This window comes from Streptomyces sp. NPDC048623 (assembly GCF_040650755.1).
In the GTDB taxonomy this organism is placed as follows: domain Bacteria; phylum Actinomycetota; class Actinomycetes; order Streptomycetales; family Streptomycetaceae; genus Streptomyces.
This window is the reverse complement of record NZ_JBEZHV010000004.1, coordinates 75390-98632: the sequence shown is the minus strand read 5'-3', so window position 1 is coordinate 98632 and position 23243 is coordinate 75390. Positions and strand designations below refer to the sequence as shown.

General features: G+C 72.6%; 20 protein-coding genes. 14 read left to right on the top strand and 6 right to left on the bottom strand.

The window, feature by feature from the left end; all coding sequences use genetic code 11:
• Positions 1-104 precede the first annotated feature (104 nt).
• From bioB to AB0C73_RS07515, 9 genes are all read left to right on the top strand, one after another.
• Complete coding sequence (gene bioB, locus AB0C73_RS07555; RefSeq protein ID WP_362525800.1) at positions 105-1406, top strand: biotin synthase BioB; 1302 nt, start codon at positions 105-107, stop codon at positions 1404-1406.
• Entirely contained in the window at positions 1399-2688 is a 1290-nt protein-coding gene (locus AB0C73_RS07550; RefSeq protein WP_362525797.1) for an adenosylmethionine--8-amino-7-oxononanoate transaminase, read from the top strand. The genes bioB and AB0C73_RS07550 overlap by 8 nt, the downstream gene beginning before the upstream one ends.
• 58 nt (positions 2689-2746) lie before the next feature.
• Positions 2747-3475, top strand: a complete 729-nt coding sequence (gene bioD, locus AB0C73_RS07545) for a dethiobiotin synthase (RefSeq protein WP_362525794.1) — start codon at positions 2747-2749, stop codon at positions 3473-3475.
• Between the two features lie 41 nt (positions 3476-3516).
• Complete coding sequence (locus AB0C73_RS07540; RefSeq protein ID WP_362525791.1) at positions 3517-3864, top strand: VOC family protein; 348 nt, start codon at positions 3517-3519, stop codon at positions 3862-3864.
• Between the two features lie 41 nt (positions 3865-3905).
• The gene (locus tag AB0C73_RS07535; RefSeq protein ID WP_362525788.1) at positions 3906-4781 is read left to right on the top strand and encodes a TIGR03621 family F420-dependent LLM class oxidoreductase; all 876 of its coding nucleotides are present in this window, start codon (positions 3906-3908) and stop codon (positions 4779-4781) included.
• Between the two features lie 356 nt (positions 4782-5137).
• Positions 5138-6559 carry a multicopper oxidase domain-containing protein gene (locus AB0C73_RS07530; protein WP_362525785.1) on the top strand — a complete coding sequence of 474 codons (1422 nt, stop codon included), beginning with the start codon at positions 5138-5140 and terminating at the stop codon, positions 6557-6559.
• A 69-nt stretch (positions 6560-6628) separates the two neighbouring features.
• Positions 6629-7048, top strand: coding sequence for a GNAT family N-acetyltransferase (locus tag AB0C73_RS07525; protein ID WP_362525782.1), 420 nt, complete (start codon positions 6629-6631; stop codon positions 7046-7048).
• Between the two features lie 197 nt (positions 7049-7245).
• Complete coding sequence (locus AB0C73_RS07520) at positions 7246-8586, top strand: hemolysin family protein (RefSeq protein WP_362525780.1); 1341 nt, start codon at positions 7246-7248, stop codon at positions 8584-8586.
• Complete coding sequence (locus tag AB0C73_RS07515; RefSeq protein ID WP_362525777.1) at positions 8583-9602, top strand: hemolysin family protein; 1020 nt, start codon at positions 8583-8585, stop codon at positions 9600-9602. Before AB0C73_RS07520 ends, AB0C73_RS07515 begins: the two co-directional genes overlap by 4 nt.
• Before the next feature lie 74 nt (positions 9603-9676).
• On the opposite strand, the gene AB0C73_RS07510 is transcribed toward AB0C73_RS07515, so the two are convergent.
• On the bottom strand, positions 9677-10693 hold the full coding sequence (locus tag AB0C73_RS07510) for a maleylpyruvate isomerase family mycothiol-dependent enzyme (protein ID WP_362525775.1): 1017 nt from the start codon (positions 10691-10693) through the stop codon (positions 9677-9679).
• Between the two features lie 64 nt (positions 10694-10757).
• On the opposite strand from AB0C73_RS07510, the gene AB0C73_RS07505 reads away from it, so the two are divergent.
• Both AB0C73_RS07505 and AB0C73_RS07500 read left to right on the top strand, forming a co-directional pair.
• The gene (locus AB0C73_RS07505) at positions 10758-11570 is read left to right on the top strand and encodes an SGNH/GDSL hydrolase family protein (protein ID WP_362525773.1); all 813 of its coding nucleotides are present in this window, start codon (positions 10758-10760) and stop codon (positions 11568-11570) included.
• Positions 11571-11753: 183 nt separating this feature from the next.
• On the top strand, positions 11754-13268 hold the full coding sequence (locus tag AB0C73_RS07500; RefSeq protein ID WP_362525771.1) for an MFS transporter: 1515 nt from the start codon (positions 11754-11756) through the stop codon (positions 13266-13268).
• Between the two features lie 82 nt (positions 13269-13350).
• Here AB0C73_RS07500 and AB0C73_RS07495 read toward each other — a convergent pair whose 3' ends face one another.
• Entirely contained in the window at positions 13351-14694 is a 1344-nt protein-coding gene (locus AB0C73_RS07495) for a helix-turn-helix domain-containing protein (protein ID WP_362525769.1), read from the bottom strand.
• Between the two features lie 218 nt (positions 14695-14912).
• Here AB0C73_RS07495 and lysA point away from each other — a divergent pair, with 218 nt between their 5' ends.
• From lysA to AB0C73_RS07480, 3 genes are all read left to right on the top strand, one after another.
• Positions 14913-16202 carry a diaminopimelate decarboxylase gene (lysA, locus tag AB0C73_RS07490; protein WP_362525766.1) on the top strand — a complete coding sequence of 430 codons (1290 nt, stop codon included), beginning with the start codon at positions 14913-14915 and terminating at the stop codon, positions 16200-16202.
• Between the two features lie 106 nt (positions 16203-16308).
• Positions 16309-17817 carry an amino acid permease gene (locus tag AB0C73_RS07485; protein WP_362525764.1) on the top strand — a complete coding sequence of 503 codons (1509 nt, stop codon included), beginning with the start codon at positions 16309-16311 and terminating at the stop codon, positions 17815-17817.
• 37 nt (positions 17818-17854) lie between these two features.
• Complete coding sequence (locus tag AB0C73_RS07480) at positions 17855-18835, top strand: alpha/beta hydrolase (RefSeq protein ID WP_362525762.1); 981 nt, start codon at positions 17855-17857, stop codon at positions 18833-18835.
• Between the two features lie 9 nt (positions 18836-18844).
• Here AB0C73_RS07480 and AB0C73_RS07475 read toward each other — a convergent pair whose 3' ends face one another.
• From AB0C73_RS07475 to AB0C73_RS07460, 4 genes are all read right to left on the bottom strand, one after another.
• Positions 18845-19885 carry a LacI family DNA-binding transcriptional regulator gene (locus AB0C73_RS07475; RefSeq protein WP_362525760.1) on the bottom strand — a complete coding sequence of 347 codons (1041 nt, stop codon included), beginning with the start codon at positions 19883-19885 and terminating at the stop codon, positions 18845-18847.
• Positions 19886-19995: 110 nt separating this feature from the next.
• Entirely contained in the window at positions 19996-20835 is an 840-nt protein-coding gene (locus tag AB0C73_RS07470) for an ATP-binding cassette domain-containing protein (RefSeq protein WP_362525758.1), read from the bottom strand.
• Positions 20832-21827, bottom strand: a complete 996-nt coding sequence (locus AB0C73_RS07465) for an ABC transporter permease (protein WP_362525756.1) — start codon at positions 21825-21827, stop codon at positions 20832-20834. The genes AB0C73_RS07470 and AB0C73_RS07465 overlap by 4 nt, the downstream gene beginning before the upstream one ends.
• Positions 21828-22023: 196 nt before the next feature.
• Positions 22024-23034: a sugar ABC transporter substrate-binding protein gene (locus AB0C73_RS07460; protein ID WP_362525754.1), complete on the bottom strand. Its 1011-nt coding sequence runs from the start codon at positions 23032-23034 to the stop codon at positions 22024-22026.
• Positions 23035-23243 lie beyond the last annotated feature (209 nt).

Below are 23243 nucleotides of genomic sequence, written 5' to 3'. Positions count from 1 at the left end.
TATCCCGTCGAGGTCAGGATGTGGCCATGCACACACAGGAATCGGTGTCGTTTGTTCGGATCCTCCTTGGCCCGGGGGTGTGCCGTAGGCCAGGATCAGCGCTTATGGACCTGCTGAACACGCTGGTGGAGAAGGGGCTGCGGCGCGAGTCGCCGACCCGTGAAGAAGCGCTCGCCGTGCTGGCGACCTCCGACGACGACCTGCTCGATGTGGTGAGCGCTGCCGGCAAGGTGCGCCGCCAGTGGTTCGGGCGGCGGGTGAAGCTCAACTATCTCGTCAATCTGAAGTCCGGTCTGTGCCCCGAGGACTGCTCCTACTGTTCGCAGCGGCTCGGCTCCACGGCCGGGATCCTCAAGTACTCCTGGCTCAAGCCCGACGAGGCCTCGGCCGCGGCGGCGGCCGGTGTCGCGGGCGGCGCCAAGCGGGTCTGTCTGGTGGCGAGCGGGCGCGGTCCGACGGACCGGGACGTCGAGCGGGTCGGCAGGACCATCGAGGCGATCAAGGAGCAGAACGAAGGCGTGGAGGTCTGCGCCTGCCTCGGGCTGCTCTCCGACGGGCAGGCGGAGCGGCTGAAGGAAGCCGGCGCCGACGCGTACAACCACAACCTCAACACGTCCGAGGGGACGTACGGGGAGATCACCACCACCCACACCTACGCGGACCGGGTGGACACCGTGCAGAAGGCGCACGGCGCGGGTCTGTCGGCCTGCTCGGGTCTGATCGCGGGCATGGGCGAGAGCGACGAGGACCTGGTCGACGTGGTGTTCGCGCTGCGCGAGCTCGGCTCGGACTCGGTGCCGGTCAACTTCCTCATCCCCTTCGAGGGCACCCCGCTCGCCAAGGAGTGGAACCTCAGCCCGCAGCGCTGTCTGCGGATCCTCGCGATGGTGCGGTTCGTCTGCCCCGACGTGGAGGTCCGGATCGCGGGCGGCCGTGAGGTGCACCTGCGCTCCATGCAGCCGCTGGCCCTGAACATCGCCAACTCGATCTTCCTGGGCGACTATCTGACCAGCGAGGGCCAGGCCGGCCAGGCCGACCTGGACATGATCGCGGACGCCGGCTTCGAGGTGGAGGGCGCGGGCACCCCCACGCTGCCCGCGCACCGGGCGGACGTCGCCGCGGCGGCGGCCGGGGCGGGCTGCGGCTCGCACGCGGCAGAGGCGGGCGGGGCCTGTGGCTCGCAGGCGGAGGCCGGTGCGGGCGCGGGCGGCGGCTGCGGCTCGCACGCCGAGGCCGGTGGCGGCTGCGGTCCGTGCGGCGGTCACGCCGGTGCCGGTGAGCAGACGGCCGCGGCCGAGGAGCCCGAGGCGTCCGAGGGGGCCCCGGCCGACGCGTCGGGCGCGCGCCCGGACCTGGTGGCCGTGCGCCGCCGCGGCGCCGGTACGGACCTCGCGCCGAATGCGTGACACCGGTACCACCGAACTCCTCGCCCTGGACCGGGCGCACGTCTGGCACCCGTACGGCCCGATGCCCGGCCGTACGGAACCGCTGGTCGTCGCGTCCGCGTCCGGGGTGAGGCTCCGGCTCGCCGAACCCGTCGAGGGGCAGGCCGAGCTGGTCGACGGCATGTCCTCCTGGTGGTCGGCCGTGCACGGCTACAACCACCCGGTGCTCAACGAGGCCGCGCGCGGCCAGCTGGACCGGATGAGCCACGTCATGTTCGGCGGGCTCACCCACGAACCGGCCGTGCGGCTCGCCGCGCGGCTCGTGGAGATCACCCCGGAGCCGCTGCGGCACGTCTTCCTCAGCGACTCGGGCTCGGTCTCGGTCGAGGTCGCCGCGAAGATGTGCCTGCAGTACTGGCGCTCGCTCGGCCGGCCGGCCAAGCGGCGGCTGCTGACCTGGCGCGGCGGCTACCACGGCGACACCTGGCAGCCGATGTCCGTCTGCGACCCCGAGGGCGGCATGCACGAGCTGTGGTCGGGGGTGCTGCAGCGGCAGGTCTTCGTGGACGCGCCGCCGGTGGAGTACGAGGAGTCGTACGCCGAACTGCTGCGCGAGGCGATCGAGCGGCACGCGGACGAGCTGGCCGCGGTGATCGTGGAGCCGGTGGTGCAGGGCGCGGGCGGTATGCGCTTCCACAGCCCGGAGTATCTGCGGGTGCTGCGGGAGGCCTGCGACGCGCACGACGTGCTGCTCGTGTTCGACGAGATCGCGACCGGTTTCGGGCGCACCGGTGCGCTGTTCGCCGCCGACCATGCCGGGGTCTCCCCCGATGTGATGTGCGTCGGCAAGGCGCTGACCGGCGGTTATCTGTCGATGGCGGCGACGCTCTGCACGAGCCGAGTCGCCGACGGCATCTCGCGCGGCGAGGTGCCGGTGCTCGCCCACGGCCCGACCTTCATGGGCAATCCGCTGGCCTCGGCCGTGGCCCTGGCCTCGGTGGACCTGCTGCTCGGGCAGGACTGGCAGGGCGAGGTGAAGCGGATCGAGGCGGGGCTGCGCGAGGGGCTCGCCGGGGCCGCCGAGCTGCCCGGGGTCCGGGACGTCCGGGTGCTCGGCGCGATCGGCGTGGTCCAGCTCGACCACGACGTCGACATGGCGGCCGCGACCCGGGCCGCCGTGCGCGAGGGCGTGTGGCTGCGGCCCTTCCGCGACCTGATCTACACGATGCCGCCGTTCGTGACGGGCGACGAGGACGTGGCGCGGATCTGCGCGGCGGTCCGGGCGGCGGCCGCGGCGGGCTGACGGCCCGGGTTCACCCGCTCCTCGGGTACGTACGACAAGGAAAGGTTCCACCACCCCCATGACCGTCATCGTCGTCACCGGCACCGGGACCGAGATCGGCAAGACGATCGTCACCGCCGCGCTCGCCGCGGTGGCCACCGCCGCCGGGCGTTCCGTCGCCGTGCTCAAGCCCGCCCAGACCGGCCTCGCGCCGGGCGAGGCGGGGGACGCCGACGATGCCGTACGCCTCTCGGGGGCGGTGACGGGGACGGAACTGGCCCGGTTCCCCGAGCCGTTGGCGCCGGGGACGGCGGCCCGGCGGGCCGGGATGGCGCCGGTGCCGCCCGCGGAGATCGCGGACGCGGCCCGGAAGCTGACGGAGGAGCACGACCTGGTGCTCGTCGAGGGCGCCGGCGGGCTGCTCGTACGGTACGACGAGGACGGCGGCACGCTCGCGGACGCGGCCCGGCTGCTCGGCGCTCCGGTGCTCGTGGTGGCGCCGGCCGGGCTCGGCACGCTCAACTCGACGGCGCTGACGGCGGAGGCGCTGCGGGCCCGGGGCATCGAGCAGCTGGGTGTGGTGGTCGGCAGCTGGCCGGCCGAGCCGGACCTGGCGGCGCGGTGCAACCTCGCCGACCTGCCGGACGCGGCGGGCGCGCCGCTGCTCGGCGCGCTCCCGGAGGGCGCGGGCACGCTGGCCCCGGAGGCCTTCCGGACGGCGGCGGCCGGCTGGCTGGCGCCCGCGCTCGGCGGCTCCTGGGACGCGGCGGAGTTCGCCGCGGCGGCGGGGACGGACACCGGGGTCTGAGCCTCGTACGGCCAGGGACTGATCTTCGTACGCTGGGCGCCATGCGACGCGCACGTGTTCAGGAAATCGTCTTCGACTGTGCCGGCCCGGCCGCCCTCGCGCGGTTCTGGGCGGCGCTCCTCGGCGGGGCTCCGGTCGACCGGAGCCCCGACTGGTCGTACGTCGACCCGCCGGGGTTCGTACGGATCGCCTTCCAGCGGGTGCCGGAGGGCAAGGCGGTGAAGAACCGGCTCCATCTGGACGTGGAGGTGGACGATCCGGCGGGGGCCGCCGAGGAGGCGCTGGCGCTCGGGGCGCGGCGCTCCGGCGGGATCGTGACCGACGAGCAGGGCTCGTTCCAGGTGATGCACGACCCGGAGGGCAACGAGTTCTGCTTCGTGACCGGGTAGGTTCGGTGATGGCCTGAGGTCGTCAACGAGGGGGTACCGCCGTGGTGTTGCCGTTCCGCTTCGCCGTCAACATGCTCGCTCCGGGTTCCGCCGACGAGTGGCGGACCCGCTGCCGTCGGGCGGAGGAACTCGGCTACGACCTGATCCTGGTGGCCGACCACCTGGGCATGCCCGCCCCGTTCCCGTCCCTCGTGGCGGCCGCGGCGGTCACCACCCGGCCGCGGCTCGGCACCTTCGTGCTCAACGCGGGTTTCTGGAACCCGGTGCTCCTCGCCCGCGAGGTGACGACCACCGCCGCGCTGACCGAGGGCCGGCTCGAACTCGGCCTGGGCACCGGTTACGTACCGGCCGAGCACGAGCGGGCGGGCATCCCGTTCCTGCCGCCGCGGGAGCGGGTGGACCGTCTGAAGCAGGTGGTCGAGGAGCTGGCGGAGACGCTGAAGGGCGCCGAGGGCGCGCCCCGGGTCGGTCTGACGATCGGCGGCAACGGCAACCGGGTGCTGAGGCTCGCGGCCCGGCACGCCGATGTGATGGCGTTCTCGGGAGGCAGGTTCGACGGCGGCACGCCGACGGTGCTGACGGCCGAGGAGCTGGCCGAGCGGGTCGAGACCTTCGCGGGCTTCGAGAAGGAGGCGGGCCGCCCGGTGCCGGCCGAGCGCAATCTGCTGATCCAGCGGGTGCTCGTGACGGAGGACCGGGCAGCGGCGGCGGCCGAGTTCGCCGCGGTCGTGCCGTATCTCACCGAGGAGCAGATCCTGGACCTGCCGATCGTGCTGATCGGCACGGTGCGGGAGATCGTGGACCGGCTGCACGCGCTGCGCGAGCGGTTCGGCTTCTCGTACTTCACCGTGCTCGACGGGGCGATGGATGCCTTCGGCCCGGTGCTCGCGGAGCTGCGGAGCCGGCCCGGGGAGTGACCGGCCCACGGTCTTCGGATACGGGCCGAGGCCGGGCTCTGGCGGGTGGCGGGCGCGACCCTCCCGGTCGGGAGGCGACCTGATCGTCTGCGGCCTCCTGATTCACCGTTTCGGCGGGGCTCCGGCCGTCGATCCGCCGGGGCGGCGGGACCCCGTCCCGCCAGGGCCGTACCCCCGCGCGTACGCCCTGCGCCATGGCGGAGGGCACCGCGTGGAGCCCGGCCACGGTCCGCGTTCGCGTCGTCCCCCGAGTGCCGTTCCCGCCGTGCTCGGCTAGATCTTGACCACAGGGGATGCTCCGGCCTGTCGGACACGCCCCTGGCGTCATGTGTCTGCCACACACCGGGAGGAATCCGATGATCACCCGTCGCAGTGTCCTCGGCGGGGCGCTCGCCGCAGCCGGCCTGCCGCTCCTCGCTCCCGGCGCCGCACGCGCGGCGGGCCGCACGGTGCCGCCCGCCTTCAGCGTGGCCATGCCGGTGCCACCGGTGCTCCGCCCCGCGTCCTGCGCCGACGGCGTGGACTTCTACGAGGTGTCCATCCGCAAGGCGACCGCCGAGATCCTGCCGGGCACCGCCACCGACGTCCTGACGTACGACGGCCACTTCCCCGGCCCCGTCATCCACGCCCGCTCCGGGCGGCAGGTCGCCGTCCGCCAGCACAACGACATCGACATGCCCGTCGCCGTCCACCTGCACGGCGCAAGCGTCCCGCCCGAGTCCGACGGCGGCCCGATGGCCGTCTTCACCCCCGGCACCTCGCGGACCTACACGTACGCCAACCGGCAGCCCCACGCCTCGCTCTGGTTCCACGACCACGCCCACCACATGGAGTCCGAGCACGTCTACCGCGGACTGTCCGGCACCTACCTGCTCACCGACGCGGTCGAGCGGAGCCTGCCGCTGCCCAAGGGGCGGTACGACGTCCCCGTCACGATCCGCGACGCCCGCTTCGACGGGAACGGACAGCTCGCCTACACCATGGGCGACCGGAACCGCACCACCGTCCTCGCCAACGGCAGGGTCACCCCCTACTTCGAGGTCGCGGCGCGCAAGTACCGCTTCCGCCTCCTCAACGGCTCCAATCTGCGCATATTCTCGCTGAGCCTGTCCGACGGCACCCCGCTCACCCAGATCGCCTCGGACGGCGGCCTGCTGGAACGCCCTGTCGCCGTGCCCGTCCTCACGCTCTCCCCGGGCGAACGCGCCGACGTCGTCATCGACTTCTCGCCCTACCCGGTCGGCACCCGGCTCGTCCTCAAGAACACCGGCACCAGCCTCCCGGAGCAGCTCGGCCAGGTCCTCCGCTTCGACGTCACGCACACCGCGAACGACTCCAGCCGCGTCCCCGACGTCCTGCGCACCCTGCCGGCCGCCGCCGACCTGCCCGCCGCCGTCGTCACCCGCGACCTCGTCCTCAGCATGGACGAGGACGGGCGCCCGGATCCCCGCGGATTCATCAACGGGCGGATGTACGACCCCGAGCGCGTCGACACCACCGTGGCCTTCGGAACGTCCGAGATCTGGAACGTCAGCAACGCGAACACCCGCGCCGCCCACAACTTCCATCTGCACCTGGTCCAGTTCCGGGTCCTCGAACGCGGCGGCCGGCCCGTTCACCCCACCGAGGCCGGGCTCAAGGACACGGTCCGGGTGGCGGCGGGCGAGACGGTGCGACTGCACGTCACGTTCGACAGCTACCGGGGCGACTACGTGTACCACTGCCACATGCTCGACCACTCGGCCATGGGGATGATGGCCAACTTCCGGGTCCGGTGACACGTCCCCGCCCTCGGCCGGCGGGAAACCGTTCGCCGGACAGACCGGCGCTCTGCTTGGCTCGCCCCCATGAGCGATCTCCACATCCGCCATGCCACCCTCTCCGACATCGACACCGTGCTGCGGTTCTGGCGCGACTCCGCGGAAGGAACGAGCATCAGTGACGACCACGACGGAGTGACCCGGCTCATCACACGGGACCCCGAAGCCCTCCTCCTCGCCGAGCGCGACGGCGTCCTCACCGGAACCGTCATCGCCGGCTTCGACGGATGGCGATGCTCCGCCTACCGACTGGCCGTACACCCGGACCACCGCCGGCGAGGCATCGCCACCGCCCTCCTGGAAGCCGCGGAACAACGCTTCACCGCCCTGGGCGGGCGACGCGTCGACGCCATGGTCCTGGAAGCCAACGAACGGGCCCACCACACGTGGGGCGCCACCGGCTACCAGCGCGAGGACCACTGGCGACGCTGGGTCAAGCCCCTGTAGACACGCACAGCCGCACTCCCCTTTGCCGGTCCTTTACCATGGGTGTCCGTATCCGATCATCCGACCGAAAGGTGTGAGCGTCCGCCCATGGGCGAGCCTCCCAGTAGCCGTTCCCCGATCCGCCCCCGCGGCCGACACCGCGCGGTCCTCCCTCCCCTGACTGATCATGGGATGCACCGAGGGACGGAGGTGAACCGATGACCGAGGTACTGCTGCTCCTCGTGGCGCTGCTGCTCGCCGTCGCGTGCGGCGCGTTCGTGGCGGCGGAGTTCTCGCTGACCACCGTCGAACGCGGCGAGCTCGAAGCCGCCGCGGAGCGCGGCGAGCGCGGCGCGGCCGGCGCCCTCAAGGCGGTCAGGTCGCTCACCTTCCAGCTCTCCGGTGCCCAGCTCGGCATCACGGTGACCAATCTGGTCGTCGGCATGCTCTCCGAGCCGTCGATCTCCAAGCTGATCGAGGGCCCGGTCGAGGCCCTCGGCCTGTCCCCCGAGGTCGCCTCCTCCGTGGCCCTGGTCATCGGCACCGGCCTGTCGACCGTGGTCCTGATGGTGATCGGCGAGCTGGTCCCCAAGAACTGGGCGATCTCCTCGCCGCTGGCCGTCGCCAAGGTCGTGGGAACTCCGCAGCGGATCTTCACCGCCGCCTTCAAGCCGCTGATCAGCCATCTGAACAACTCGGCCAACCGCGTCCTGCGCCGCCTCGGCCTGGAACCGACCGAGGAGCTCGCCTCCGCCCGCTCCCCGCAGGAGCTGGTCGCCCTGGCCCGGCACTCCGCCAAGGAGGGCGCCCTGGAGGCGGACACCGCCGAACTGTTCGTCCGCACCCTGAACCTGGCCGAGCTGACCGCGGAGAACGTGATGACCCCGCGCGTCCAGGTGACCGCCCTGGAGGTACAGGCCACCGCCGAGGACGTGCTCAACGCGACCCGCGCGACCGGTCTGAGCCGCTTCCCCGTCTACCGCGGCAACCTCGACTCGGTCGTCGGCATCGCGCACGTCAAGGACATGCTCGCGATACCGGTGGACGAGCGGCCGCGCCGCCCGGTCGGCGACCTCGTGCGCGAGCCGCTGCTCGTGCCCGAGAGCCTGACCGTGGACCGGCTGCTCGACCGGCTGTCCGGGAAGCAGACGATGGCCGTCGTCATCGACGAGTACGGCGGCACGGCCGGCGTCGCGACCCTGGAGGACATCGTCGAGGAGGTCGTCGGCGAGGTGCGCGACGAGCACGACCCGCACGAGACGCCGGACCTGGCGCCGGCGGGCGAGGACGCCGACGGCCGCGCGCTGTGGTCGGCGGACGGCGCGGCCCGCGCGGACCAGCTGGAGCGGATCGGGCTGAGGGTGCCGGAGGGCCCGTACGAGACCCTGGCGGGCGTGCTCGCCACCGTGCTCGGCCGGATCCCGGCCGTCGGCGACAGCGTGGAGCTGGCCGGCTGGCGGCTCGACGTGGTGGACGCCTCCGGGCGGCGGGCGGCCCGGGTGCTGCTGCACGCCCCGCTCGCGCCCGCCGGTGACGAGGACGGGGAGGCCGGCCGATGATCGCGATCCAGCTGCTGGTCGGTCTGCTGACCCTGGTCGTCAACGCCTTCTTCGTCGGCGCCGAGTTCGCCATGATCTCGGTGCGCCGCAGTCAGATCGAACCGCTCGCCGAGTCCGGCGACCGCAGGGCGCGCAGTGTCGTCTGGGGCCTGGAGCACGTCTCGGCGCTGCTCGCCGCCGCCCAGCTCGGCATCACCCTGAGCACCCTGGTGCTCGGCATCGTGGCGGAGCCGGCCATCGCGAACATCCTGGAGCCGCTGTTCGACGCGGTCGGGGTGCCGCACGGCCTGGTGCACCCGATCTCGTTCGTGATCGCGCTCACGCTCGCCACGTATCTGCACATGCTGCTCGGCGAGATGGTCCCGAAGAACATCGCGCTGGCCGAGCCGACCCGTACGGCGCTGGCGCTCGGCCCGCCGCTGGTGACGCTGACACGGGCGCTGAAGCCGGTGATCCTCGCGATCAACGCCTTCGCCAACGCGATCCTGAAGCTGCTGCGGGTGGACGCCAAGGGCGAGGTGGCGGCCACGTTCTCGGACGACGAGCTGGCCCGGATGGTCACCGACGCCGGTCACGCGGGGCTGCTCGACGACCGGGCGGCCGAGCGGCTGCACGACGCCCTGGAGCTGGGCCGCCGCCCGGTGGGGGACGTCGTGATGCCGCTGGAGAAGGTCGTGTCCGCGCGCGTGGACACGACGCCCGAGCAGCTGGAGGCGCTGTCCGCCCGGACCGGCTTCTCCCGCTTCCCTGTGGTCGACTCGGACCGCCGCATCCTGGGCTACCTCCATGTGAAGGACGCCCTGGACCTCACCCCGCGCGACCTGCCGTTCCCGGTCACGTCGATGCGGCCGATCGCCCGGGTGCGGGCGGCGACGCCGATGGACGACGTGCTGACCGCGATGCGGCGCAGCCGGACCCATCTGGCGGCGGTCATCGACGAGGACGGCAAGCTGGCCGGCCTGGTGACGATGGAGGACGTGCTGCGCGAGCTGGTGGGCCGGCCCTCCGGCTCCTGACCTCGCCGACGCTCACACGAAGGGCCCCGGGACGGTCTCGTCCCGGGGCCCTACATGTGAGTGTCGGCGGTGCGTCACAGGGCCGTCGCGGCCCGCCAGGCGTCGAGCACCGTGCGGTCGCCGTCATGGGTGAAGCGCGGGTCGTCGGCCCCGTACCGCCCGTAGACGAGCAGCAGCAGGTCGCCGGTGCTGCCCCGGACGGTCGCGGTCGCGGGGCCCTCGGCCCGGCGCCGCCAGTCGAAGCCGCCCCCGCCGAGGGTGAGCGTCCAGGCGGCGCCGGTGTCGGTGGCGGCCAGGCGCAGGCTCGCGCCGTCCCGGCCGAGCTGGGCGACGGGCTCGGCGACCCAGGAGAAGTACGGCAGGTTCTCCAGGAACTCCTCGATGCCGTCGGCGGCCGTGCCCGGGTCGATCGGGCCGGGCTCCCGGCCGAGGGCGAGCTCGGCGTCGACGAGGTGGACGACCGCCTCGAAGAGCAGCCGGCGCGGGAAGAACCGTACGTGCGGGTCGGCGCCGTGCGACCACATCCCGGTGTCGGGGTCGGCGGCGCTGAGCGTCCGCAGGCTCGCGGCGGCGCTCCCGGCGAGCCAGTCGGGGTACGCGGCCGGGTCGTCCGGCAGGTCCAGCGGAACGTCCCTCGACCACACGCGCTCGGTCGCGCGGGTGCGGACCAGGTGCTCGATCCAGCGGTGGGTGGTGCCGTGGTGCCTCACCAGGTCGGCGAGGGTCCAGCCGGGGCAGCTCGGCACGGGGGTCGCGGGGTCGGCGCCGCGGACGAGGGTGACGAAGCTCTCGACGCGCTCGGCGACGGCGTCGAGCCGGGCCGGGTGCACGTCCGCGGTGAGGCCGAAGCCCTGCGACACCTTGAGCAACTCGTCGCGCCACGCCCCGGGAGGCTGCCGCAGTGCCGCGTCGCGGAAGAGCCCGTCGAGTCTGCGCCGGTCGGCCGCCGGGAGCCGGCCGAGGACGTACCCCGTGCTCTCCAGCCACTTCACGGCCGTGTCGGGGTCGAGCACCTCGTCGTCCGCGGTCTCGACCGCCGTGACCAGCTCGGCCAGGGCCTCGGTCAGCGCGCTCAGCAGCGCCTCGCTCATGGGGTTTCCCCTCCCGGTCCTCCACGGGCCGGCGGTCCATACCCGACGGTATGATCGCTGGGCCATGGAGATCAATGCCACGTACACCAGTCTTGTCGCCGTGGGCGACAGCTTCACCGAGGGTATGTCGGATCTGCGGCCGGACGGGTCCTACCAGGGGTGGGCCGACGTCCTCGCGGGCCGGCTCGCGGCCCGCGCACCCGGCTTCCGCTACGCCAATCTGGCCGTACGCGGCAAGCTCATCGGGCAGATCGTCGACGAGCAGGTGGACGCCGCCGCGGCCATGAATGCGGACATCGTCACACTCGTCGGCGGGCTCAACGACACCCTGCGCCCCAAGTGCGACATGGGCCGGGTACGCGCCCTGCTCGGCGAGGCCGTCGAACGCCTCGCGCCGAACTGCGGGCAGCTGGTCCTGATGCGCAGCCCCGGCCGCAACGGCCCGGTCCTGGAGCGCTTCCGGCCCCGGATGGAGGAGCTCTTCGCGTACGTCGACGAGCTCGCCGCCCGGCACGGCGCCCTGGTGGTCGACCTCTACAGCGCCCCGTCCCTCGCCGACCCGCGCCTGTGGGACGTGGACCGGCTGCACCTGACCGGTGAGGGGCACCGGCGGGTGGCCGAGGCGGTCTGGGAGACCCTGGGCCTGCCGTCGTCGTTCGACTGGCGCACCCCGCCCGCGCCGACCCCGCGCCCGGGCTGGGCCGACCGCCGCATCGCCGACGCCCGCTTCGCCAAGGAGCACCTGATGCCGTGGATCGGGCGCCGCCTGACCGGCCGCTCCTCGGGCGACGGCCGCCCGCCGAAGCGCCCGGAGCTGCTCCCGTACGAGGCCCCGACCGAGAGCGCGGGGTTCGAATCGCGACACATAAACAGCTGAAACACCAGGTCAGGGGCCTGATCCGCGAGAGCGGGTCGGGCCCCTCGGCCGTGGATGAGTCCGGCGGCGACGAGCGTGACCCAGGCATTTACTTGACCTTCTCAAGCATCTGGGCCTACCTTCATCGTATTACTTGAGGACATCAAACATCCATGAGCTGAAGCACTGAGAAGGCCCCCACCCATGAGTCACGAGACCACCCCGCCCGCCGCCGATCCCCGGCGCGAGACGCTCGTCGTCTTCGCGCTGAGCCTCGCCGCCATGGTCGTGTCGATGATGCAGACCCTGCCGGTCCCGATCCTCGGCCTCATCCGCGCCGACCTGGGCACCTCGGCCGCGAACGTGAGCTGGGTGACCACCGCCACCCTGCTCTCCGCCGCCGTCTTCACCCCGCTGCTCGGCCGCTTCGGCGACCAGCACGGCAAGAAGCCCACCCTGGTCGCCGTCCTCGGCGTCATGGTCGCCGGCTCCGTCGTCGCCGCCCTGGCGACCTCGCTCCCCCTGCTGATCCTCGGCCGCGTCCTCCAGGGCGCCGCCACCGCGATCTTCCCGCTGGCCCTGTCCGTACTGCGCGAGGAGGTCCGCCCGCAGAAGCTGCCCGGTGCGATGTCCCTGGTCAGCGGCACCCTGGCCTTCGGCAGCGGCCTCGCGCTCGTCGCCACCGGCCTGCTCACCGCCGGCTCCGACGCCGACTACCGCAACGCCTTCTGGATGGCCACCGGCTTCGCCGCGATCGCCCTGCTCGCCGTCGTGTTCCTGGTCCCCGCGACCCGCCACAAGACCGGCGGCCGCACCGACTTCCTCGGCGCGCTCACCCTCGGCGCCACGCTGCTGCTGCTCCTGCTGCCGATCTCGCAGGGCCACGAGTGGGGCTGGAGCTCCGGCCGCACCCTCGGCAGTTTCGCGGCCGCGGCCGTCATGACCGCCGTGTGGGTCCTCACCGAGCTCAAGGTCCGCGAACCCCTCGTCGACATGCGGATGTTCGTGCACCGGCCGGTGCTGATGGCCAACCTGGCCGGCATCCTCGTCGGCTTCGGCATGTTCGCGAACTTCCTCGGCGTCTCGTACCTCGTCCAGATGCCCGAGGCCCTCACCGGCTACGGCTTCGGCGCGTCCATCCTGCGCGCCTCCGTCGAGTTCCTGCTGCCCGGCGCGATCGTCTCGCTGCTCGCCTCGCCGATCGGCGGCCGGCTCGTCCGCCACCGCGGCCCGCGCACGGCACTGACCCTGGCCGCCGCTCTGGGCGCCGTCGGCTTCGGCTGGCTCGCCCTCGACCACGGCCACACCGCCTCGGTGATCGGCGCCGGTGTGATCGTCGGCGCGGCCGTCAGCTTCGGATACGCGGCCATGCCCGCCGTCATCATGTCGAGCGTCCCGCACCACCAGAGCGGCATCGCCAACGGCATCAACTCCATCTCCCGCTCCACCGGCAGCGCGATCGGCAGCGCCGTGGTCACCACGATCCTGGCCTCGCAGACGATCGAGCACCTGCCCGCCGGCGTCCCGGCCCTGCCCGCCGAGTCCGGCTTCACCCTCACCTTCTGGATCGGCGCCGCCGCCTTCGCGCTCGTCGCGGTCATCGCCCGCCTCGGCCTGCGGACCGGCCGGGCGACCCGTGTCGAGCGGGTGAGCGCGGTGACCGCCGAGACCACCGAGACCACCGAGACCACCGAGAAGGCGACGGCCGCCGTGGCATGAGGAGAGGGACGGGCCCGTCCGACACCGGGCCCGTCCCTCCGCGGCGGCGCCGTTCCGGTCGGGCACGCAGCGGTGTTCCGGCTCAGTCGCGGGCGCCGATACGCAGCTGGACCCAGCAGGAGAGGCGGTCGTCCGGGTCGTCCAGATCGAGGCCGAAGAGCTCCCGGACCCGGCGCAGCCGGTACTTGAGGGTGTTCTGGTGGACCGTCAGCCGACGCGCGGCATCGCCCACGTTGCCGACCGCGTCCAGCCAGGCCGTCACCGAGGCCGCGTAATGGGTGTGGTGGGAGCGGTCGTGGCGCAGCATGGCCTCGATGCCCGGGTGGCGCAGCCGTGGCCGGCGGTCGAGTTCGTCCGCGATGCGGGCGAGGAGGACTCGGGCGTGCACGTCGGCCAGCCCGGCGACGGCCGGAGCAGCCGGGTCCGCGGCCGTGACGCGGAGCACGTCGTCGCATTCCGCGCGCAACTCCGGCAGTTCGGCGAGACCGTCGGCGGGGCGGCTGACCGCTGCGCGCATCGGCGCCGAAGGACGGGGCCGGGCCGTCGCCGCGACGGCCTGAGCCGCCAGCCGCCGGGCGGTTCCGGCGTCGTCGCCCGGCAGCAGCGTGTACACGGCGCGCGGTCCGGCGGCGACCGCGGCGGCGGGGCGTACGGCCGCCCAGTGCAGGCCCAGATCGGCGCCCAGGCGGGTCAGCCGCGCACCCGAGTCCGTACCCGAGTCCGGAGCTGTGCCCGTACCCGAGTCCGGTGCCGTGCCCGTACCCGTGTCCCCGCCGCCGTCCGGCCTCCCGTTCCCGCCCTCGTCCGCGCCCGCCCGAACCGTGGCGCCCACCGGGGCGAAGGCCAGCAGGGTCACCCGGGCACGTGTCGGCAGACCGAGCCGGTACGCCGTCTCCTCGGCCGGGCTCGTGCCGTCGAGAGCGGCGCGCAACGCCCGCTCACGGGCCTGCAGTTCGAGGGCGGCCGCGCCGCGGCGGCGCAGCATGTGCAGAGCCGCCGTGCGGGCACCGTCCAGCAGGGCCTGCTCCCCCGCCTCCCCCAGCGGCAGTTGTTCCACGATCGCCCAGATGGTGCCGAGCGGCAGGTCTCCGGCCCGTACGGCGACCGCGGCGCGCGGCAGCTCGCTCTCGGCCAGCGGCGGCAGCGACACGACACCGGGCGCGGCGAGCACCTTCCGGTACTGGCGTAGCTGCCCCTGCGCCTGTTCCTGCGGCTGGTCGGGCACCCGGCGGCCGAGGATGCCCTGGCGGCGCAGTTCGTCGATGTGCTGGCCGGGCCGCGTCGAGTACGCCAGCACCCGGGTGTCGAGGTCCTCGATGGCCGTCGACCCGCCGATGACCGCGGCGATGGCGTCGGCGAGCGCGAAGAGCTCCTCGCCCGTACCGTCCCCGCCCTGCTCATGGCTTGGCGTATCTGACAACGTCATACGGAAAGCCTAGGCGATCGCGACAAAGCCCAGGGGAATGGGCGGGCCCCAGCATGGTGCCACCTGCCCCGCCGGGGCCCGAACCGATCGGCGGGACGGGAACCGGGCGGGGCGCGCCCCGCCGCCGGCCGAACGGCATCCGAGCAGCGGCACCGCATTCGTGCGACGCCGCACCGCCCGGCGGCCGGCCGCACCGCCCCGCACCCTCGGAGGACATCATGGCCACCCCGGTCGCCCCCGCCGCCCCGCCCTCGCAGGAGGCGCTGCTCGGACTCTTCCCGCCGGGCACCGCGCTCGACCGGGACGGCACCCTCATGATCGGCGGCTGCCGGGCGACCGAGCTGGCGGACCGGTTCGGGACCCCGGCGCTGCTCGTCGACGAGGCGGCCCTGCGTGCCCGTGCCCGCAGGTACGCGGACGGGCTCGCCGCCCGATGGCCCGCCTCCCGGGTGGCGTTCGCCTCGAAGGCCTTTCCCTGTACCGCCGTGTACCGGCTGCTGGCCGAGGAAGGGCTCAGCATCGACGTCGCGGGCGGCGGTGAACTGACGCTGGCGCTGGCCGGCGGGGTGGACCCGGCTTCCCTGGTGGTGCACGGCAACGCCAAGACGGAGGCCGAACTGCGGCTGGCCGTGGAGGCGGGCGCGGGTCTGGTCGTCGTGGACAGCTTCGACGACATCGACCGCCTGGAGCGGATCGTGCCCGCCGGTGCCGAGCAGGCCGTACTGGTACGGGTCACTCCCGGAATCCGCCCCGACACCCACGCCGCGGTCGCCACCGGCCAGGAGGGATCCAAGTTCGGCCTCGGCCTGTCCCAGGCGAGGCAGGCCATCGCCCGCCTCCGGGCGAGCAGCACCCTGCGGCTGGACGGGGTGCACGTCCACATCGGCTCGCAGATCCTGGACACCGAGCCCTTCGCCCGGGCCGTGGAGGCGGTCGCGGCTCTGGGCGCCTTCGCCGTCTACGACCTCGGCGGCGGCCTGGGCGCCCGCTACACCTACCAGGACCGGCCGCCCAGCATCGAGGAGTACCTGGACACGCTGGTGACGGCGGCCCGGAGGGTGCTGCCGGCCGAGGCGGAGATCATCATCGAACCGGGACGGTCCATGGTGGCCGAGACCGGGGTGAGCCTCTACCGCGCCACGACCGTCAAACACGGCGGGCCCACCTTCGTCGCCGTGGACGGCGGCATGGGCGACAACCTCGAAGTGGCCCTGTACGGCCAGCGGTTCGAGGCCGCCGTCGCCACCCGGGTGGGTGGCGGAGATCCCTGTCAACTCGTCGGCCGCCACTGCGAGTCCGGCGACACGCTCAGCGCCGGTGTGCCGCTGCGCGACCCGCGCCCCGGCGACCTGATCGCCGTCCCGGCCACCGGTGCGTACTGCTACTCGCTGAGCAACAACTACAACGGCGCCCTGCGCCCGCCCGTCGTCTTCTGCCGGGACGGCGAGGCGCGGGCCGTCGTGCGCCGGGAGACCTACGCGGACCTGCTGCGCCGCGATCTCCCCTGAGTCCCGGCGCCCACCGCCCGATGCCGCCCCACACCGCGTCGCGGCCCACCCCCCTCAGCCCTGCCCAGCCCCTGCCCCCGCATCCCCCTCACCTCCGGAGAGTCCGATGTCAGCACGGCCGACGCTGCGTCAGCAGCTGTTCAGGCGCAAGCCCTTGCACTCCTTCGAGTCGGACGCGACCGACGGCGGACTGCGCCGCACCGTCGGTCCCTTCCAGCTCACGATGATCGGCATCGGCGCCACCATCGGCACCGGCATCTTCTTCCTGCTCAGCGCCGCCGTGCCGGAAGCCGGCCCGGCCGTGATCGTCTCCCTGGCCATCGCGGCGGCCGCGGCGGCCCTCACCGCCCTCTGCTACGCCGAACTGGCCTCGGCCGTACCGGTGTCCGGCTCCTCGTACTCCTACGCGTACGCCACTCTCGGCGAGTTCCCGGCCTGGGCCGTCGGTTGGTGCCTGCTGCTCGAGTACGCGGTCTCCGGTGCCGCGATCGCGGTGAGCTGGGGCCAGTACCTCAACGACCTCACCGAGCGGCTGTTCGCCTTCCGGATGCCCGAGGCCCTCTCCGCGCCTCCGGGTGCGGGCGGGGTCGTCAACCTTCCCGGAGTGGTCCTGGTCGCCCTGTGCTGCCTGCTGCTGGTACGCGGCGCCAAGGAGTCGGCGCTGATCAACACCGTGATGGTGCTGGTCAAGCTCGGCGTGCTCGCCCTGTTCGTGGTGGTCGGAGCCACCGGCTTCGACTCCGGGAACCTTCAGCCGTTCGCGCCGCTGGGTCTTGCGGGCATCAGCACCGCCGCGGCCACCGTCTTCTTCGCCTTCATCGGCCTGGACGCGGTCTCCACCGCCGGCGACGAGGTCCGCGACCCCCGGCGCACCCTCCCGCTGGCCATCGTCGGCGCCCTGGTGGTCGTCACGACCGCGTACGTCCTGGTCGCCGTCGTCGGCGTCGGCGCACAGCCCTGGACCGCCTTCGAGGGGCAGGAGGCGGGACTGTCCGCCATCCTCGCCGACATCACGGGATCCGGCCGGCCGGCCGTCCTGCTCTCCGCCGGCGCGGTCCTGTCCATCGTCAGCGTCACCCTGGTCGTGCTGTACGGGCAGAGCCGCATCCTCTACACCATGGGACGCGACGGCATGCTCCCCGCGGCCTTCCACCGGGTCGGCCGCCGCAGCGGCACGCCCGTCTTCGCCACCCTCCTCACGGGTGCCTTCGTAGCCGTACTGGCCGCGGTCTTCCCCCTGGACCTGCTGACCGACCTCACCAGCATGGGCACACTGGCGGCCTTCACCGTGGTCTCCCTCGGCGTGCTCATCCTCCGCCGCACCGCCCCCGGCCTCGAACGCCGCTTCCGGGTTCCCGGCCATCCGGTGATCCCGGTGCTCTCGATCCTGGCCTGCGGCTGGCTGATGTACGAACTGCCGCTCGGCACCTATGTGCTGTTCGGCGGATGGCTCGCCCTGTCGTTGGCCGTGTACCTGCTCTACAGCCGCAAGAACTCCCAGCTCGAGGCCGACGCCCCAACCCTTGAACCGGCGAGTTGCCGAAACGGCAAATCGAGGTCGTCCGGGGGCGGGGTCTGCCGCAGGATCGACGTTGAGTCGGAGGGACGGCCGTGAGGCCGTCCCTCCGGACCGACGGCCCGGAAGGAGAGACATGTCGCAGCACGCAAGGGGGATCGCACATCGGGTGATCCCCACTCCGTCAGGACCGATCCACCTCGTGGAGAAGGGCACCGGGCCGCTGGTGCTGCTCGTCCACGGATTCCCGGAGTCCTGGTACTCGTGGCGCCACCAGTTGCCGGTTCTCGCGGCCGCGGGATACCGGGCGGTCGCCCTCGACGTCCGCGGCTACGGCGGCTCCTCCCGACCGGCCGCAGTGGATGCGTACCGGATGCTCGACCTGGTCGAGGACAACGTGGCGGTCGTGCACGCCCTGGGCGAGGACTCGGCGGTGGTCGTCGGACACGACTGGGGCGCGGCCATCGCCGCGAACTCCGCACTCGTGAGGCCGGACGTCTTCCGCGCGGTCGGACTGCTGAGCGTTCCCTACACCCCGCGCGGCGGGCCCCGCCCCAGCGACCTCTTCGCGCGGATGGGCGGGGACGAGGAGTTCTACGTCTCGCACTTCCAGGAACCGGGCCGCGCCGAGGCCGAGATCGAACCCGACATCCGCGGCTGGCTCGCAGGCTTCTACGCGGCCCTGTCCGCCGACACCATGCCCGCCGCCGGCGCTCCCGATCCGCACTTCGTCGGCACGTCCGGGACGCTGCGCGACCGATTCCCCAGTGGCAGGCTCCCCGCCTGGCTCAGCGAGAGCGACCTCGACGTCTACGCCGCGGAGTTCGAACGCAGCGGCGTGACCGGAGCGCTCAACCGCTACCGGAACATGGACCGCGACTGGGAGGACCTCGCCGCCTTCGACGGCGCCCCGATCACCCAGCCGTCCCTCTTCATCGGCGGCAGCCTGGACGCCTCCACGACCTGGCTGGCCGACGCGATCACGGCGTACCCGGTCACGCTGCCGGGTCTGGTCTCCTCCCACCTCCTCGACGGCTGCGGCCACTGGATCCAGCAAGAACGCCCCGACGAGGTCAACCGACTCCTGACCGACTGGCTCGCCGCCCTGTCCGTCTGACGGGGAGCGTCATTTCAGCGGTGTCCGCTCGGCGGGGTGCGGGAGGAGTTCGCTGGAGCCGCGGACCACCAGGCGGGTGGGGACCATGACGGTCCGGGCGCGGGTGCGGTCGCCGTCGAGGCGGGCGAGGGCGGTCCTGGCCGCTGCCTCGCCGATGGCCGCCGGGTCCTGGGCCACGACGGTCAGGGCCGGTTCGAGGACTTCGGCGAGCGGGAGGTCGTCGAAGGTGACCAGGGCGATGTCCTTGCGTCCCGCGCGGGTGAGTTGAGCGATGACCCCGAGGGCCATCATGTTGTTCGCCGCGAACAGGGCGGTGGGCGGGTTAGCCAGGTCGAGCAGGGCGGTGGTCTCGGCGGCGGCCCCGTCCTGGCTGTGAGCGCCGGTGACCAGGGTCCGGTCGTAGGGCAGCCCGGCCTCGGCGAGCGCCTCGCGGTAGCCGGCGAGGCGCTCGCGCCGGGTGTAGAGCTTGGCGGGCAGGTCGCCGATGAAGCCGATCCGGCGGTGGCCGCGGGCGATGAGGTGGGAGACGCCCTCGTGGACGCCGGTCCGGTTGGAGCTGACCACGCAGTCGGCGGACAGTCCGACTCCCGGACGGTCGAGGAACACCACCGGAAGTCCGGCCGCGCGCGGTGCCTTGAGATGGCTGTGATCGGCTCCGAACGCGGGGACGACCATCAGCATGCTGACCCGCCGGGCGAGGAAGGTCTGGATCAGTTCCCTTTCCCGGTCCGGGTCTTCGGCCGACGATCCCATGAGCAGGGTGAGACCCCGGCCGCGCACGATGTCCTCGATGCCGCCGGCGACGGTGCCGAAGAAGGGGTTGCCGAGGTCGGGCACGACCAGGCCGACGGTGGTGTCGGGGCCGCCGACGCGGATGTTGCGGGCCATCAGGTTCGGCTGGAAGCCGAGCTTCGCGACCGCGGCGAGCACGCGCTCGCGGGTCTCCGGGGAACTGGGCCCGTCCTCGTTGAGCACCCGGGACACCGTCTTGGCGCTGACGCCCACTTCCCTGGCGACGTCGGCCAGTGTGGGGCGGCGGTTCGCGGCCATGTTCCACCGTTCCTGTGCGTTCGTCGGGCCCGGACCCCGCCCGGGGCCGGGCCCGCTGTCCTGACTGTGCGGCGACCCTGTGGTCCGCACGGCGTCGCCCCTGCGGGACCTCAGTGGGCGGACACGCCTGCCGCCTGGGCGGCATCCGCGTCGGCGACGACCGTACCTCCATCGTCGCTCACCCTGAGCGCCCCGGTCATGATGGCGACGACCTCGGCCATGGAGTGGTCGGACGGCCTGATCAGCGCCTCGCGACGACCGAGCCGGTGGATGTGGATGCGGTCGGCGATCTCGAAGACATGCGGCATGTTGTGGCTGATCAGGACCACGGGCATGCCCTTGTCGCGGACCCGGCGGATCAGGTCGAGGACCTGCCCCGACTCCTTGACGCCCAGCGCGGCGGTGGGCTCGTCCATCACCACGACGCTCCTGGCCCAGGCGACGGACCGCGCGACCGCCACGGCCTGGCGCTGACCGCCGGAGAGTGTCTCCACGGGCTGCGTCAGCGACCGCAGTCCGATCTTGAGGTCGGCCATGTGGGCCGCCGCCTCCTGGCGCATGCGCTTCTTGTCGAGCATGCGCAGCGCGCTGCCCAGGAAACCCGGCCGGCGCAGCTCGCGTCCGAGGAACATGTTGGAGGCGATGTCCATGGAGGCGGCGACGGCCAGGTCCTGGTAGACGGTCTCGATGCCGTGCTGCCGGGCGCTCTGCGGCCCGCTGAACCTGATGGGTTCGCCGTTCAGCCGGATCTCGCCCTCGTCGGGGGTGAGGGCACCGGTGAGGGCTTTGATCAGGCTCGTCTTGCCGGCGCCGTTGTCGCCGATGACGGCGAGGACCTCGCCGGGCAGCAGGTCGAAGTCGGCGCCGTCGATGGCGGTGACATGGCCGTACCGCTTGACCAGGCCGCGGGCCTGGAGCACGGGCGTGATCGTGGCATCGGGAGTGCTCATCGTGCCTTCCTCCGGGAGATCTGGTCGACGGTCACGGCGAGGATCACCAGAACGCCGGTGATCAGGGTCTGGTAGATGGAGGCGACGCCCATCAGCTGGAGGCCGTTGCGGAACACACCGACGATGAGGACGCCGATGAAGGTGCCGAGAACGGCGCCCCGGCCGCCGAAGAGGCTGGTGCCGCCGAGGACGACGGCGGTGATGCTGTCCAGGTTGTCGGTCTGTCCGGCCTGCGGGTCGCCGACGCCGGTGCGGGAGACCATGAGCAGCGCGGCGACTCCGTAGACGAGCCCGGCCAGGGTGTAGATCCCGACGGTCAGCCGGGAGGTGCGGATGCCGTTGAGCCGGGCCGCCTCGGGGCTGTTGCCGAGCGCGTAGACGTGCCGTCCCCAGGACGTGCCGCTCAGCGCGTAGGCGAAGAGCAGGAACAGGGCGATCGTCACGAGCGAGCCGTAGGTGATGTCGGTGTTGCCGAGCGGGAACGTCTCGCCGAGGGCGGTCAGCGGCGCGGGGAGGTTGGTGACCGTCTGCTCGGCCGAGTAGACGTGGGTCAGGGCGAACGCCACGTTCAGCATGCCGAGGGTGACGATGAACGGCGGGAGCGGGATCAGCTGCACCAGCAGACCGTTGACCAGGCCGAAGCCCGCGCAGACGGCCAGGCCGAGGGCGATCGCGGCGAGGGGTGGCAGGCCGCCTTCGGCAGCCGTCTTGGCGATGACGATGCTGCCGAACGCCATGACGGCACCGCAGGAGAGATCGATGCCGGCGGTGAGGATGATCAGGGTCTGACCGATGGCCAGCGTGCCCACGACCATCACCTGCTGGACGATCAGCGAGAAGTTGCCGCCGGAGAGGAACTGCTCAGTCGTCAGGGAGAAGAAGACGCAGGCCAGCACGAGGGCGACGAGGGGGCCCGTGGTCGGTGTGGCGAGCAGCCGGCGGACCGCGGTCGGTCCTTTCAGCTGGTCGTAGGGCAGGGTGGTGGCTGTCATGGTGGTCCTTGCCGGTGGTCGGTCGAGGGGCGACGATGGGCGGCGGAGCGGGGTTCGCCAGGGGTACGAGCCGTCCGGGGTACGGGCCGTCAGGCGTACGAGCCGTCAGGCGTACGAGCCGTCAGGCGTACGAGCCGGGGCCGGGTGCTGAGGGAGGCGTCCGGGTCTCACGGGCGGCGCGCCCCGGCGCCGGGGCTCAGCCCCAGCACTTGTCCAGGCCGTACGCGGTGTCCTTGGCGTCGACCCCGGGCTTGGCCGCGTCGGTGATGAGCGTGACGCCGGTGTCGGTGTAGCCGGAGGCCTTCTTGCCGTCCTTGGCGAAGTCGGCGACCGCCTTGACGCCCTGCGAGGCCATCTCCAGCGGGTACTGCTGCGAGGTGGCCGCGATCTTGCCGTCCTTCACGGCGTTCGTGCCGGTGCAGCCGCCGTCGACGGAGACGACAAGGACCTTCTTCTCCAGGCCCTTCGCCTTCAGCGCGGTGTAGGCACCCAGCGCGGCCGGCTCGTTGATCGTGTAGACGACGTTGATGTCCGGGGACTTCTGGAGGCAGTTCTCCATCGCCGTCTGGCCCTTGGCCTGGTCGCCGCCGGTGTCCTGCCGGCACACGAGGGACGGGTCGCCCTCCGCGATGCCGAAGCCCTTGAGGAAGCCCTGGTGGCGCTGTACGCCGACCGCGACGCCGGGCGCGAGGTCCAGGGTGGCGACCTTCGCCGCCTTGCCGGCCATGGCGGCCTTGGCGTACCGGCCGATGAGCTCGCCCGCCTTGACGTTGTCGGTGGCGAAGAGGGCGTCGGTGGCGTCCTGCGGCTCGGTCGGGCTGTCGAGCGCGATGACGAGCACGCCCTTGGCGCGCGCCTTCTCGAGGGCGGGGACGATCGCCTTGGAGTCGTTGGGCGTGATGAGGATGCCCTTCACACCGGAGTTGACCATGTTCTCGATCGCGGTGACCTGGCCCGCGTTGTCGCCGTCGAACTTCCCGGCCGCGCTGACGAGTTCGACGCCGTTGTCCTTCGCCGCCCGCTCGGCGCCCTCCTTCATCTTCACGAAGAACGGGTTCGTGTCGGTCTTGGTGATCAGCCCGACCTTGGTTCCGCCTCCGGATCCGCCCTGCGCACCGGAGCCGCAGGCCGTCAGGGTCAGCGCCGAGACGGCGGCGAGCGCGGCGAATCCGGCGGTGGCGCGGAGGGTGCGGTTTCTGCGAAGCATGCTGAACTCCTGCTGGACGAGGACGGAACGGCCATGCCGAACGGGCCGGCGGGGGTGTCATCGTTGACTCATGTCATCGTTGACACCGCTTGCGGAGGATGATGAACTCCGTCACCCGGAAACGTCAATGCCTTGGCACCGTCACACATCGGCAACCTCGCCCGCTTGCCCACGCAACCCTCTCGCGCCGCCCACCTGGAGAGAACGAG

Excerpts from the sequence above, each read along its gene's own strand:
- bioB (WP_362525800.1), top strand. The coding sequence starts at position 105 with ATGGACCTGCTGAACACGCTGGTGGAGAAGGGGCTGCGGCGCGAGTCG.
- AB0C73_RS07550 (WP_362525797.1), top strand. The coding sequence starts at position 1,399 with ATGCGTGACACCGGTACCACCGAACTCCTCGCCCTGGACCGGGCGCAC.
- bioD (WP_362525794.1), top strand. The coding sequence starts at position 2,747 with ATGACCGTCATCGTCGTCACCGGCACCGGGACCGAGATCGGCAAGACG.
- AB0C73_RS07540 (WP_362525791.1), top strand. The coding sequence starts at position 3,517 with ATGCGACGCGCACGTGTTCAGGAAATCGTCTTCGACTGTGCCGGCCCG.
- AB0C73_RS07530 (WP_362525785.1), top strand. The coding sequence starts at position 5,138 with ATGATCACCCGTCGCAGTGTCCTCGGCGGGGCGCTCGCCGCAGCCGGC.
- AB0C73_RS07525 (WP_362525782.1), top strand. The coding sequence starts at position 6,629 with ATGAGCGATCTCCACATCCGCCATGCCACCCTCTCCGACATCGACACC.
- AB0C73_RS07520 (WP_362525780.1), top strand. The coding sequence starts at position 7,246 with ATGACCGAGGTACTGCTGCTCCTCGTGGCGCTGCTGCTCGCCGTCGCG.
- AB0C73_RS07515 (WP_362525777.1), top strand. The coding sequence starts at position 8,583 with ATGATCGCGATCCAGCTGCTGGTCGGTCTGCTGACCCTGGTCGTCAAC.
- AB0C73_RS07510 (WP_362525775.1), bottom strand. The coding sequence starts at position 10,693 with ATGAGCGAGGCGCTGCTGAGCGCGCTGACCGAGGCCCTGGCCGAGCTG.
- AB0C73_RS07505 (WP_362525773.1), top strand. The coding sequence starts at position 10,758 with ATGGAGATCAATGCCACGTACACCAGTCTTGTCGCCGTGGGCGACAGC.
- AB0C73_RS07500 (WP_362525771.1), top strand. The coding sequence starts at position 11,754 with ATGAGTCACGAGACCACCCCGCCCGCCGCCGATCCCCGGCGCGAGACG.
- AB0C73_RS07495 (WP_362525769.1), bottom strand. The coding sequence starts at position 14,694 with ATGACGTTGTCAGATACGCCAAGCCATGAGCAGGGCGGGGACGGTACG.
- lysA (WP_362525766.1), top strand. The coding sequence starts at position 14,913 with ATGGCCACCCCGGTCGCCCCCGCCGCCCCGCCCTCGCAGGAGGCGCTG.
- AB0C73_RS07485 (WP_362525764.1), top strand. The coding sequence starts at position 16,309 with ATGTCAGCACGGCCGACGCTGCGTCAGCAGCTGTTCAGGCGCAAGCCC.
- AB0C73_RS07480 (WP_362525762.1), top strand. The coding sequence starts at position 17,855 with ATGTCGCAGCACGCAAGGGGGATCGCACATCGGGTGATCCCCACTCCG.
- AB0C73_RS07475 (WP_362525760.1), bottom strand. The coding sequence starts at position 19,885 with ATGGCCGCGAACCGCCGCCCCACACTGGCCGACGTCGCCAGGGAAGTG.
- AB0C73_RS07470 (WP_362525758.1), bottom strand. The coding sequence starts at position 20,835 with ATGAGCACTCCCGATGCCACGATCACGCCCGTGCTCCAGGCCCGCGGC.
- AB0C73_RS07465 (WP_362525756.1), bottom strand. The coding sequence starts at position 21,827 with ATGACAGCCACCACCCTGCCCTACGACCAGCTGAAAGGACCGACCGCG.
- AB0C73_RS07460 (WP_362525754.1), bottom strand. The coding sequence starts at position 23,034 with ATGCTTCGCAGAAACCGCACCCTCCGCGCCACCGCCGGATTCGCCGCG.